The following is a 12,567-nucleotide window of genomic DNA, read 5'->3' as shown; positions in this document are numbered from 1 at the left end:
GCGGGAGACCGCCGCTCTGCATGGTGCAGAGGTGGGCGGAAACCGCTGTGGTTCTCACGGGGATAGAGATCCGGGCGACGCCGCCTGGTCGAGGAGCGTGAAGGCGCGGAGCACCTCGGCGACGCTCCACGCCTGAGCGATGCAGCCGCGCGGCGCGAAGGGGGCGTCACCATCGAAGATCTCGCTGATCGAGCCGAGGCCGGCGGTGTTGATGTGGTCGCCCATCGGCGCGAGCAGCCGGCGGGCTGCGTCGGGATCGCCATAAACACGGAGGTGCGCCTCGACGAACGGGCCGATGAGCCAGGCCCACACCATGCCCTGGTGGTAAGCGGCGTCGCGGCGCTCCTGATCGCCGCCGTAGAACCCCTGATACGCCGGATCCGACGGGGCGAGCGAGCGCAGCCCATACGAGGTCAGGAGCGCCCGCGCACACGCGTCGACAACGGCGCGCTGTCGCTCGGGGGAGAGCAGGCTCTCGGGGAGCGACACGGCGAAGATCTGGTTCGGCCGGAGCGCCGCCTCGGCGCCGGCGGGCCCGTCGAGGACATCGTAGCAGTAGCCCGCGGCGGCGTTCCAGAAGCGCTCGAAGGACGCGAGGGCCCTCGTCGCCATCCCCTGATACGGCTCGGCGGGCTCGCCGAGGCGGGCGGCGAAGGCGACCATCGCCCGCAGCGCGTTGTACCAGAGGGCGTTGATCTCGACCGGCTTGCCGATGCGCGGCGTGATCACGCGATCGCCGACCTTGGCATCCATCCAGGTGAGCTGGACGCCATCCTGCCCGCCGCGGAGCAGGCCATCGCCCGGGTCAACCTGGATCCCATAACGCGTGCCGTGGATATGCCAGTCGACGATGCCCCGCAGCACCGGGAACAGATCGCGCAGGAGCCCGTCGTCGCCGGTCGCCTCGTGACAGGCGCGGATGGCCTGGAAGTACCAGAGCGTGGCGTCCATCGTGTTGTATTCGGGGTGCGCGGCGCCGTCGGGGAACCGGTTGGGCAACATCCCCTGATCCACGAAGGCGGCGAACGTGCGGAGGATCGGCGCGGCGATGCTCGCCTGTCCCGTCGAGAGCGCGAGGCCGGGGAGGCTGATCATCGTGTCGCGGCCCCAGTCCTCGAACCAAGGATAACCGGCGATGACGCTCTTGCCGGGGCTGCCGCCGGGGGTCTGCGCGCGGTCCACGACGAACTGGTCGGCGGCGAGGACGAGCTGCGAGACCCAGCCGGGGGTGGCGGCCGCGCCCGACGGCCGCGCCCCGCTCCACGCCGAGAGGAGGGCCCGATCGCGCGCGCGGCGGCGCGGGAGGGCCTCCCGATCGACAGCGGTGGTGCCATCTCCGGCGGCGGCGAGGAACACCACCGTCTCGCCGGGCAGGAGGGTCGCCTCGAAGGTCGCGACGTGGAGGTGGTCGTCGCGGTCGAGGAGCCCGCGCGCCGTCTCGGCCGGGAGCGCGAAGCCGCGGTAGAGCTCCGTCGCGGGGGTAGCCGCGCCGCCTTCCAGCTTGAGGAACAGCGGCAGCGCGTCGCCGGCCGTGACGACGCGGACGCCGCCCGAAGCGGCGCTGACCTCGGCCGGCCACGCGACGGTGCCTGTGTTGTGGAAGACGCGGTTGTTGGCGATGGCGCGCGCGGCGAGGCGCAACGGCTCGCGGGCCTGGAGCGCGGTGTAAGCGACGTAGGTGGTGTTCTGGCCGTGCTCCATCCAGACGCGCTTTTCGAGCAGCGCGTCGGCGCAGGCGTAACGCCAGCAAGGGATCGAGCCCTCGAGCGCGAAGTGCTCGATGTTGACGAAGCCGCTCGGCGCGACGGCGCCGCTCGCCCAGCGGTTGGTCGCGAGGTCCCAGGCCGCGCCGCGGTAGGTGACGGTCTCGTCGAGCTTGACGAGCATCAGCCGCCGATCGACGGGCGGCCGGAGGGCGGCGACGAGCAGCCCGTGGTAGCCGCGCGTGAGCGAGCCGGCCACCGTCCCGGAGCCATAGCCGCCGATGCCGTTGGTGACGAGCCACTCGCGCTCTTCGGCGATCCTCAGGTCGCCGCAGATCTCCCTCCCCATCCCGACCATGCGCTCCTCCTCCGGGACTTCTATCGCCTACCGAACCGGCTCGACGCAACCCTCGAATTCGCCGACGGGCCCTCGGTCGGCCTCGCTATCGGCCGATCCCTCCGACACCACGTTTCCCCCCGCGACGCGCTATCGCTCGCCGACGACAGGCAGCGACCGGCGCGCCGGCGTGTCCTCGGAGGACGGGATGCGCGGCGGATCGGCCCACGACCCGAACCCCTGCGGCTTGGCTCCGGCGGGGTGACCGCCGATCGCCGTCCACAGGAGCCCCTCCACGTACGAGGACGGCGAGACAACGAACGTCACGTCCTTGGGCGCGGGGCCGTAGGCCTCGGTCCAGGCCGTGGGCAGCTCGTACCAGACGCCGGAATACCACATCTTGATGATGTTGCGGGCGATCGGCCCGAGCTTCTCGTGGCCGAAGATCTCCCGGCGCAGGAAGGCGTCACGCGCCTGGCGGTCGCTCCCCTGCCCCGCCCCGCCGTGGATGGCGAGCAGCTCGTCCACCACGGCGGCGCCGACGACATCATCGGCGGCCTTCAGATACGCCTCGGCCTGCCCGGTCCCATGCAGGTCGAACACGGCAAAGGCGGTCACCTCCGCGGAGAAGGCGAGGAATCGATCGAGGCGGCTCGACGCCGCGCTCGCGCCGGCGACCGCGGCAGGGGCGTCCGCGGCAGGGTAGAGCTCGAAGGTAGGCGCCGCGGTGAACTCGCTGTTTGGAAGCGGGTTGCGGATCAGCTGGGTGATCAGGTTGCGGAACTCGAACATCTGCGGCACGGCGCTCATCAGCAGCGCCGGCTCGCCGTTGTAGGCCCGCGTCAGCGTCTCGAGGAACTTCGCGTAAGCGCGGTTGAAGGCGACCGCCATGTCATACAGCTCGGAGCCGGCCGGCAGCTCGGCCAGCTTGACATCCGTCTTGATGGGATACGCGCCCTTCCAGTCGACGGTGAACGCCGGCCCTGTCGGCTGGCCCGGCTGGTCACCCGGCTGGTAGTAGCGACCCTGGGTGAGCTGTTCGAAGCGGTAATAGTGCGACAGCTCCTTTTCCCGATCGTAGATGCTGGACTCGGTGCCCTCGCCCTGCTCCATGATCAGGGTGATGGCCCGGCGCGCGCTGGCCAGATCGATCACGGGCAGCAGCTCGCCGCCGCCGGAATAGTAGTACTCCGGGGTGATCTGCCGCCCGCGATCGCCGATGAAGATCGTCTCGCCCCGGGCCTGCGCCTCCGCCTCCAGGCGCACGAGGCCGTCCTCGATGGCGGCGTAGAACTCGCCGATGCTATAGAACTGCATCTCGCAGTCGTCGGGGTTCACGCCCAGCACCGTGGCGCCGGCCGGGGCGGCGCGGCGGACGAGCCGCCCGCCTCCCTTCTTCGGCCGCTCGATCTTCTTGAAGGTCTCGATGGCCTCGATGCCGAAGGGGGCGATGTGGACCTGGAAGTCGGTCTCGCCGTCCGGCAGGTACGCGGGGTAGCTGGGCACGAAGCCCTTGGCCGTCAGGTCGGGCGTGCCCTTGACGGCGTTCATCAGGTTCGCCGCGAGGGTCAGGTGGAGCATCTCCTCGACCGCCACCACGCGCAGGATATGGACGGCATCCGGGTTGCTCCCCGGCTTGATCGAGTAGAGCGCCGCGAGGTACGGCGGGATCGTGGCGTGCTCCAGCTGGAGCGCGTGCTGCAGGTAATGGTGCAGCTCGGTGAGGGTCTCGATCTTGTTCCGCGGCGCGGGAGGTTCGGAGCGTCTGGAGTTGATCATGGGCGTACCTCCCGTCAGTGAAGCTGCTTGAGCATCGCGCGCGTGCTCCGGTAGCAGAGCGCGGCGAGGGTGAGGGTCACGTTGGCGGTGCCGACCGAAGGCATGCTGCCGGCTCCGACCAGATAGAGGTTTTCGTGATCCCAGGAGCGCTGGTCGGTATCGACGACCGAAGTGCGCTTGTCCGATCCCATGATGTGCGTGCCGGCCAGGTGGTTGCCCCCCCGGATGGCGTACCCCTCGCCCTCGTAGGCGACATAGCCGTAGTCGCCGGGGTCGTACCGGGAGAAATCCACGACGCCCAGGCGCGCGAACATGGTCCTGGCGAACTGCCGCGCGTAGGCGGCGCCGCGCATCGTGTACTCCGGCACCGTGAACGAGACCACCGGGCGCATGTTGCCGAGGCGGTCGGTGTAGCGCGGATCGACGGTGACGCGGTTGCTCTCGCTCGGCAGCACCTCGAGCATGAACGCGAACAGGAGCTGGCGCGAGATGCGGTCGACCAGCCCGCGGCGCAGCTCGTCCCCGAAGTGGTTGTGCTGGTCCACGAGCTCGGCCAGATCCGTGAAGGGCGAGCCCGTCGCCCACCCCCAGCCGTCGTTGTGGATGTCCACGCTGAAGGCCGCCTGACTCCGCCGGAATGGCCCCGTGCGCAGGTCGATGATGCCGCCGGTGCAGCTCGTGCCGCGCGTGGTCCCGCAGACCTCGGGCATCAGCCCCCAGCTCAGCAGGTAGGAGTGGTCCATCAGGTTGCGACCCATCAGCCCGCTGCTGCTCCGGACGCCGGAAGCCAGCATGAGCCGCGGGGTCTCGATGGCGCCGGCGGCGAGCACGAAGATCTTGCCCTTGACGGTCACCGTCTCGTGCTCTGACGACTGCGGGTCCTTGTAGACCTTGACCTCCAGCGCGGTGACGCGCCCGCTCTCGGGATCGATCACCACCTTCGAGGCGACCGCCTGGACCATCAGGTCGACCCGCCCTGTCTCGAGCGCCTTCGCCAGCGTCTTGCCGGAGTGATACCGCGCCTGCACCGGGCAGAGCGGCACGCAGTTGGTGTTGCCCTGGCAGCGCTCCCCCTCCTCCACCTGATGGGTGTTGACGGCGCCCACCGGCACGTAGCCCTTGCCGCCGTCGTATGCGGGGTTGGGAACTCCGTTGCGGGCCTGCGGGTACGCGCGGATCCGGATGGAATACGCCTGGTCGTGCAGCTTGACCTCGGTGCCGTCGATGCCCTTGCCGACCCTCTGGTCCAGGTAGGACAGCGGCAGGCCCTTCATCGGGTACACGTAGCCTTCGGGGAAGCGGAGCCCCAGGTACGTCTGCTCCCGGACGTCGGCGGAGACGCCGACCTCGCGCTCGGCCACCTGGTAGTCGGGCTCGATGTCCTCGTAGCTCAGCGGCCAGTCGACGCCCTGTCCGAACAGCGTGCGGACCTTGAAGTCGTCCGGCAGCATGCGGGGGGTCTTCGCCTCCCAGTGCATGGTCGTTCCGCCGAACACGCGCGTGTAGTTGGTGTCGGTGACGTAGGGGCCCGATTGCACGACGTAGGGAGCCGGGTCGGTCTCGCCGGGCTGGAGCTTGCGGAGCTCCGGGCTGCGCGGCATCCGCGCGTTCGGGTTCTCGGGGAACGGCGACTGGTTGTCCTTCGACGACGCCGCGAAGAAGTTGGCAAGGTAGGACTCATAGCCGGAGATCGACCGGTTCGTCCCCGCCCCTGCCTCCAGCAGCAGCACCCGCTTGCCGGCTCGGCTTAGCTCGTTGGCCACGATCGCGCCGGCGATCCCGGAGCCCACGATCACGGCATCATAGCCGTCATCGGCGGCCACCGCGCCGGCGTCCGTCCGCAGCGCCGTGTCAATTTTCAACAGCACGTCCCGCCCTCCCCATGTGGATGATGCCCCCCGATGTCCTAAATCAGAAGAGTTCGGTCGCTGTCAACCACTTCATTGTATCGGTCACGTGACACCGGGTTCGGCGCTCCTGTCGCTGTAATGAGAGCGGGTCGACGCACGACGCAGGCGCACCGCGGCGTTCCCGTCCGCGCCTGCGCGTGGATGCAGCGCGTTGAGGCCGCCTTTCCGCCAGGGGACAACAAGGCCCACTCGGGGATACAATAACGAGGAGTTTCCCCGGTGCGCCACAGCTCCCCGCCCAGGGGGGTTCAGCCGCCGGCCCGCAGCTCGACGAGCAGCTCGTCGCAAACGGCGATCCGCGGATCGGCCGGATTGCACACCCACCCGCCGATCACCGGCAGCGCGATCTTGGTGCCGCTCGGCCCGTGGGTGAACACCGACATCGTGCCCATTTCCAGCGCCCAATCGGCGGGCTCCGGCGCCGCGAAGTCGGCGACCTTCTCCAGGCTGCCCTCGACGCGCTCCTCCTCCCCGCTCGCGAGCGTCCAGATCCGCCAGTCCTTGGCGCCCACGCGTGCGGCGACGCGCCTGCCGTCGAGCGAGAACCGCGGCGCCGGCTCGGAGAACCGCGGCCGCCGCCCCGACGCCGTCGCCTGGCCGCAGCGCCGCACCATCGCGCCGTCCTCGGTCCGGACCTCGATCTGCCCGCCCTGCTGCACCGCGAGCATGCTCGCGTCCTCGGCCATCCCCAGCGCCCAGCCGGCGAGCTCGAACGTCACCGTGCGGATGCAACGCCCGTGCGGCAGCTCGTGCAGCGCCACCGTCGTCTCTTCCTGGCGCAGCGCCGCCAGGCGCGACCCCTCGCGGTCGTACGCCAGCGTGTACCAGTGCGGAAAGCCGAGCGGCTCCTCCATCACCAGCGGCTCCCCGCTGCGCGCGTCCCACAGCTGCAATCCGCCGTGCGTGCAGATCAGGTGACGTGTCCCGAAGTGCAGCCACGGCTGCGCCGGTCCGCCCTCCAGATACGGTTCCAGCTCTGGACTGAGCCGCGCGATCCGCCGCCCGGTGCGACCGTCGAGCAGCTCCCTGCCGCACAGCAACCGCTCGCCGCTCGGATCGAAGCGCGGCGGGAACCCTGGCAGCGGCGGCCGCGTCCTCTGGCGCACGAGCTCCGCCAGCGACCAGATCCGCAGCGCCGCCCCGACCGTGGCCACGTGGTTGCCGCTCGGCGAGAGGCAGATCGCATGGCCGCCGATCGGCAGCACGTGCGCGCGGCCGTCGATCCACCCGATCGTCCCGCTGCGGTACGTCGATACCACCATCTGCCCGCCGCCATCGGCGACATCGGACACCGGCGAATCGGTCGCGAGCTGCCGCTCGACGGCCAGCGTCTCGGGATCGACGACGTACACGAATCCTCCGGCGTATTCGTCGAGCGTCCCGTACACGATGAGGCGCGAGCCGTCGGCCGAGAGCTGCGCGTACGCGCTGCCCTCCTCCGGGCACGGCAATGCCACCCGCTGCGCGCCTTCCGACCGGACCAGATACGCCGGCCCCCACCCGTCGGTCACGAACCGCGGATACGCCGGCGCGGCCGCGTCGTCCGGCGGCTCCGGCTCGATCACGGCGCGGCCCTCGGTCCAGCGCCAGCGCAGACGCTCCCGCCGGCGCTCCTCGGGCGGCTGCGCGCTCGGGTGCAGCCGCCTCGCCGTCAGCACCACCTCGTCCTCCGACGCGAAGCGCGGCACCTGCAGCCCGGCGAGCGACAGCTCCTCGTCGGAGTACAGCTCGGCGAGCAGACCGTCGGGCATCGGCAGTCCGCGCAGCGGGCGGATCCACGGGCGCCCGCGCGCTGCGAGCTCCTTCGTCCACGCTTGGTGGAGCGATGCCAGCGCCTTGACGCCGAACGTCCGCGTCAACAGGCAGCTCCCCAGCGAATCGGGGTACTGCGTCCACAGCCTGCGATCGGCGTCCAGCGCGCGACGGATCCGCAAGCGAACCGCCTCGTCGCGCAGCTCCGCCAACCACGCCTCGACGGAGCCGGCGGCGAGGGCGTACTCGAGCGCAGCGAGGGCGGCAGGCATGCCTCGTTTATCGCACGGACCCGCCCAGGTGAGCAGTCGTTCCCGGGCCTCCTCGGCACCTCCGCAGGCGCCTGCGAGAAGGAGCGCTTCGCTGACCGCCGCGCGACGGGCCACACGGGTCGGCCGCACCGTCCACGCCCCCGCCCGCGACGCTGCCCCCGGCGCCGCCCGGGTCGCCGCCGGCGCCGGCCGTTCCCGCCGAGCCGACGGCGCCGCCCTCGCCGCTGTTCGCGACGGATCCGCCGGCACCGCTGCCGTCACCGGTGGCGCCAGAGCCATTGCCGGCAACGCCACCCGTCGCGGCCGCCTCGTGCACATCGTTGCCGCACGCTGCAACCATGAAAACCGCGCAACCAAGAGCCAAGTGGAGTCGAAGCACGTTGCCTCCTTCCGTTCCGCCTGCGCCCCGCAGCATATCATGCCAATTCGGTGATCTGCCCCGAGGCGCTCCTCGCCGAGAGCGGCCTCCTGCGCGCTATGCTCGGTCATGCTCGCGTCCAGAGGTCGCCTCATGTCCCGCGCGGACATCGCAGCGCTCATGCTCGTTCTCCTCCTGCCAGCCGCGTGCGCTCACGGCCCGGCCGCGCCATGCGCGGCGCCGTCGCGGTCCGCCGACATCGCGGCGCTGCGGCTCGCGGACTGGCAGCCCATACCGCTTCTGGCGCTCGAGCGCACCGCGATCATCCACCTGGCCGTGCCCGCCGTCGATGTCCACACGCACCTGCACCGTGTCGTGGACGTGGCGGCCGAGGTCGCGCGCATGGACGCGTTCCACGTCGAGACCATGGTCAACCTCGATGGCTCCTCGGGCAAGCGCCTGGTGCGCGAGCTCGAGCGCTTCGACCGCGCCTATCCAGGGCGCTTCCTGACCTATGCCAACCTCGACCTCGCGCTCGTGGGCGCCCCGGGCTGGGGCGAGCGCGTGGCCGCGCAGCTCGCGACCGACTTCGAGGCCGGGGCCAAGGGGCTCAAGATCTTCAAGGAGCTCGGGCTCACGGTGCGCACGCCCGAGGGCCGGCGCGTCGCGCTCGACAGCCCGGAGCTCGAGCCGGTCTGGCGCACGTGCGCGCGCCACCGCCGGCCCGTGCTCTGGCACGTGGCCGACCCGGCGGCGTTCTTCGCCCCGCTGGACGCGAAGAACGAGCGCTGGCACGAGCTGCACGAGTTCCCGAGCTGGTCATTCGCGGACAGGACGCGCTTTCCAACCCGCGCGCGGCTCTTCGAGGAGCGCAACCGCGTGATCGAGCGCCACCCCGACGTCACCTTCGTGGGCGCGCACATGGCCAGCTCGTCCGAAGACCTGAAGCAGCTCGCGGGCTGGCTTGATCGCTTCCCCAATCTGCAGGTCGACATGTCGGCCAGCATCAGCGAGCTGGGCCGGCAGCCGCGCGCGGCGCACCGCTTCTTCGTGCGCTACCAGGACCGCGTGCTCTTCGGCACCGACCTCAAGAGCGCCAGGACCGCAGGCTATGAGGTCTATGCGCGCTTCCTCGAGACCGAGGACGACTACTTCGATACCGAGGCCGCGAACGGCCGCCAGGGGTCCTGGAGGATCTACGGTATGCACCTGCCCGCGCCCGTGCTGCAGAAGATCTACCGCGACAACGCGCGCCGCCTGCTCTGGCCTGCAGATCCCGATCGGCTCGCGGCGCCCCCGTGACGCTCGGCGCCCGGCGCGACACACGATGTTCCGTCCGGCGCGACGCGCGTTGTGCGCCGTTCTGCCCGTCACAAGCGTTGTTTTACTTGCCGTTCATTCCGTCGTCTGCTCGCTCATCTCCGCTCTCGCCCTGGCCGAGGCGAAGCGCTCGATCGCCATGCCGGCGGCCATCGCCGCGACGAACGCGAGCACGGCGCTCGATCCGGTCACCAGCGAGACGAGCGCCGGCCCCGGGCAGTACCCGGCGAGACCCCAGCCGACGCCGAAGAGCCCGGCGCCAGCGACGAGGCGCGCGTCGATGTCGGTGCGGGTCGGGACGGCCGCGCGGTCGGCCAGGAGGGGAAACCGCGGCGCGCGGGCAAGGCCGGCCGAATCGACGCCGCCCTCGCGCCGCCGCCAGCGAAGGACGCGGTAGGCCAGGAAGTGCACGGATACCGCGCTGGCCATCACGAACGCGAGGCTCGGGTCCCAGCCGCCGGCCACGTCGAGGAAGCCGATGACCCTGGACGGCTGGGTCATGCCGGAGACGCCGAGCCCCACGGCGAACAGCAAGCCGGCGAGGAACGCGACCGCGCCCTGCCTCATCGCGCCCCCCCGAGCAGGTGCCGGCTGACGTACACCGTGATGGCCGCGGTCGCGATGAACGTCAGCGTGGCGACGAGCGACCGGACCGACAGACGGCTGAGGCCGCAGACTCCATGGCCGCTCGTGCACCCGTTGCCGAGCCGCGCGCCCCAGCCGACGAGCAACCCGGCGACGATCACGAGGCCGAGCGACCCGCCGCCCCCCGCTGAGGGGAAGGCGAGCGGGTGCGCGGCGACGAGCGCGAGGCCGCCGAGGAGGAGGCCCGCGACGAACGCCGCGCGCCAGGCGGTATCGCCAGGCTTCCGGAAGAGGAGCCCTCCGACGATGCCGCTGATGCCAGCGACCTTCCCGTTGAAGAGCAGGAGGAGAGACGCGCCCAGGCCGATGAGGGCGCCGCCGAGGAGGGGGCCTATCACGGTGAATTCATTCACGATGTGACCTCGCTGAGACACCGGTGGCCAGCATAGCAATGCGCGTCATCCACGGAAGACGAACCACCACGCGGTGCGCAAAGCCGGAGCCCGCGCGGCGGTTGTCGGCCGGCCCGCCGGCTCGCGCGCCCGCTGCCCCGTCCGCCGCCGCTCGCCGCGCAACCGCTGCTGCGAGCGCGCGGCGCCACACCCCGCCTGGATCGCCGCCCGACAGAGCGGGTGGGGCTGGGAGCGGGCGTATCACACACGGCGCCGGCGGACGGCCGAGATTGTGCCGGGTCCCAGAGGTGCTGGTGTATACTGACGGCCGATGGCCCACGCAGGCTCGGACGCGGCGGAACCGTCTTCATGGCGCAGGATTCCGCGCGTCGGGGATGTCGTCGGCGGCAAGTACCGCGTCGAGCGGGTGCTCGGCCGCGGCGGCATGGGGATCGTCGTCGCGGCGCACCACGTCTCGCTGCGCCACCGCGTCGCGCTGAAGTTCCTGCTGCCCGAGGGGCGCACCACGCCCGGCGCCACGGAGCGCTTCTTCCGGGAGGCGCAGGCCGCGGCGGCGATCGCCAGCGAGCACATCGCCCGCGTCATCGATGTGGGGCAGACCGACGACGATCTGCCCTATTTCGTGATGGAGTACCTGAATGGCATCGATCTGGAGGCGCTGCTCGAATCGCGGGGCCCGCTGCCCGTGGAGCAGGCGGTCAGCTACGTGATCGAGGCCTGCGAGGCGCTCGCCGAGGCGCACTCGCTCGGGATCGTCCACCGCGACCTCAAGCCGGGCAACCTCTTCCTCGCGAGCCGCAAGGACGGCTCGAACCTGATCAAGGTGCTCGACTTCGGCATCTCGAAGGCGTCCGAGGAGGGCGTGCTCGGCTTGAACGCCCAGCTGACCGCATCCGCCGTGGTGCTCGGCTCCCCCCGCTACATGTCGCCGGAGCACATCCGCAGCACCCGGACGGTGGACGCCCGCAGCGACATCTGGGCGCTCGGCATGACGCTCTATCAGCTCCTGACAGGGCGGCTGCCGTTCGAGACCGAGTCCGTCTCGGCGCTGTTCGTCAGCATCGTGACCGACGTGCCCGTGCCCCCGCGCAGCCACCGGCCAGAGATCCCGCTCGCGCTCGAGTGGGTCATCCTGATGTGCCTCGAGAAGGATCCGGCGCGCCGTCCCCAGACGATCGCCGAGCTGGCCACGCTGCTCGAGCCGCTCGGGTCGGAGTCCGCGCGCCAGACGGTGGCGCGCATCCTGCGCAGGGCGATGGGGAACGAGGCCGTCGACGCGCCGCCGGCGCCGGACCGCCTGCGGGCCATCGACGAGGAAGCCGAGACCCTGACCGGGCCGATCGGCCCCACGCGTGGGTCCCGGCACAGCTTGAGCGAGCAGGCGAAGGAGCGCGCCTCCTCGATGCCACCCACGCAGGCGTCCGTCGCTCCACCCGCCCTCGCGACGGCGGCCTCACCCTCGATGCCGCCTGCGCGGGTGTCCGTCGCTCCTCTCACGCTCACCGCCACGGCCTCGCCGTCGGTGCCGCCCGCGCGGGTGTCGGTCGTTCCTCTCACGTTCACCGCGGCGGCCTCGCCGTCGGTGCCGCCCGCGCGGACGTCGGCTGCCGGACCTCCCTCCGTGCACGCGTTGCCCCCGGACGAGTCGCTGGCGCCGACGGCGGCGCCGTCCAGACGGGGCGAGCGCGTCGCCGCAGGGGATCCACAGGGGCGGCGCCGGCGAAGCATGGTCGCGCCCCTCGCGGCGGCGGCGCTCGTGGCGCTCCTCGGGGGCATGGCGGCGACCGCGTGGCTCGGGCGCGGCGCGGCGCCGGCCGCGGGCGCGCCGCCTGCCGGCGAGGCGGCCTCGCAGGCCACGCCGGCGCAGGGCGAGCCTTCCGCGCCCTCGCGCGAGGATCCCGGGCCTTCGTCCCTCCCGCCGTCGGAGGTCGCCTCGCCGCCCACAGCCGCGGCGGCCGCCGCGGCGAGCGGGTTCGCCACGGCCGGCGCCGCGCTCGCGCCGCTCGGCTCGGCGAGGGCGGGCCGCCCGCGCGCGGTGCTCGCGCCGTCGTCGCCGTACCCGGCCAGCAGCGAGCCGGCGCCGACGAAGGCGACGCGCCTGCGCGAGCACCGCTAGCTGCATGCGTCGAGCGCCCTCG

Annotated in this window: 7 protein-coding genes and 1 pseudogene; 2 read left to right on the top strand and 6 right to left on the bottom strand. The window is 71.6% G+C overall.

Going from position 1 to position 12,567, the window contains the following annotated elements:
• Positions 1 to 54 precede the first annotated feature (54 nt).
• The 4 genes and pseudogenes from WME73_RS12695 to WME73_RS12680 form a co-directional block, all read right to left on the bottom strand.
• Complete coding sequence (locus WME73_RS12695) at positions 55 to 2,061, bottom strand: amylo-alpha-1,6-glucosidase (RefSeq protein ID WP_437915868.1); 2,007 nt, start codon at positions 2,059 to 2,061, stop codon at positions 55 to 57.
• Between the two features lie 648 nt (positions 2,062 to 2,709).
• Positions 2,710 to 3,819: pseudogene (locus tag WME73_RS12690) on the bottom strand (ferritin-like domain-containing protein); the annotation flags it as partial.
• A gap of 14 nt (positions 3,820 to 3,833) precedes the next feature.
• Positions 3,834 to 5,687, bottom strand: a complete 1,854-nt coding sequence (locus WME73_RS12685) for a GMC family oxidoreductase (RefSeq protein WP_437915867.1) — start codon at positions 5,685 to 5,687, stop codon at positions 3,834 to 3,836.
• A gap of 290 nt (positions 5,688 to 5,977) precedes the next feature.
• A complete protein-coding gene (locus WME73_RS12680) occupies positions 5,978 to 7,753 on the bottom strand; it encodes a WD40 repeat domain-containing protein (protein WP_437915866.1) in 1,776 nt (591 codons plus the stop codon).
• Between the two features lie 511 nt (positions 7,754 to 8,264).
• On the opposite strand from WME73_RS12680, the gene WME73_RS12675 reads away from it, so the two are divergent.
• Positions 8,265 to 9,413 (top strand): amidohydrolase family protein, encoded by a 1,149-nt coding sequence (locus WME73_RS12675; protein ID WP_437915865.1) that lies wholly within the window; start codon positions 8,265 to 8,267, stop codon positions 9,411 to 9,413.
• 93 nt (positions 9,414 to 9,506) lie between these two features.
• Here the strand turns inward: WME73_RS12675 and WME73_RS12670 are convergent, their stop codons facing one another.
• On the bottom strand, positions 9,507 to 9,998 hold the full coding sequence (locus WME73_RS12670; protein WP_437915864.1) for a DUF6691 family protein: 492 nt from the start codon (positions 9,996 to 9,998) through the stop codon (positions 9,507 to 9,509).
• On the bottom strand, positions 9,995 to 10,429 hold the full coding sequence (locus WME73_RS12665) for a YeeE/YedE family protein (RefSeq protein ID WP_437870816.1): 435 nt from the start codon (positions 10,427 to 10,429) through the stop codon (positions 9,995 to 9,997). Before WME73_RS12665 ends, WME73_RS12670 begins: the two co-directional genes overlap by 4 nt.
• A 310-nt stretch (positions 10,430 to 10,739) precedes the next feature.
• Here WME73_RS12665 and WME73_RS12660 point away from each other — a divergent pair, with 310 nt between their 5' ends.
• On the top strand, positions 10,740 to 12,545 hold the full coding sequence (locus WME73_RS12660) for a protein kinase domain-containing protein (RefSeq protein WP_437915863.1): 1,806 nt from the start codon (positions 10,740 to 10,742) through the stop codon (positions 12,543 to 12,545).
• Positions 12,546 to 12,567 lie beyond the last annotated feature (22 nt).

Origin of the sequence: Sorangium sp. So ce302, from assembly GCF_051530145.1 — a bacterium.
GTDB classification, from domain to species: domain Bacteria; phylum Myxococcota_A; class Polyangia; order Polyangiales; family Polyangiaceae; genus Sorangium; species Sorangium cellulosum_B.
This window is presented reverse-complemented; position numbering and strand designations above follow the sequence as displayed.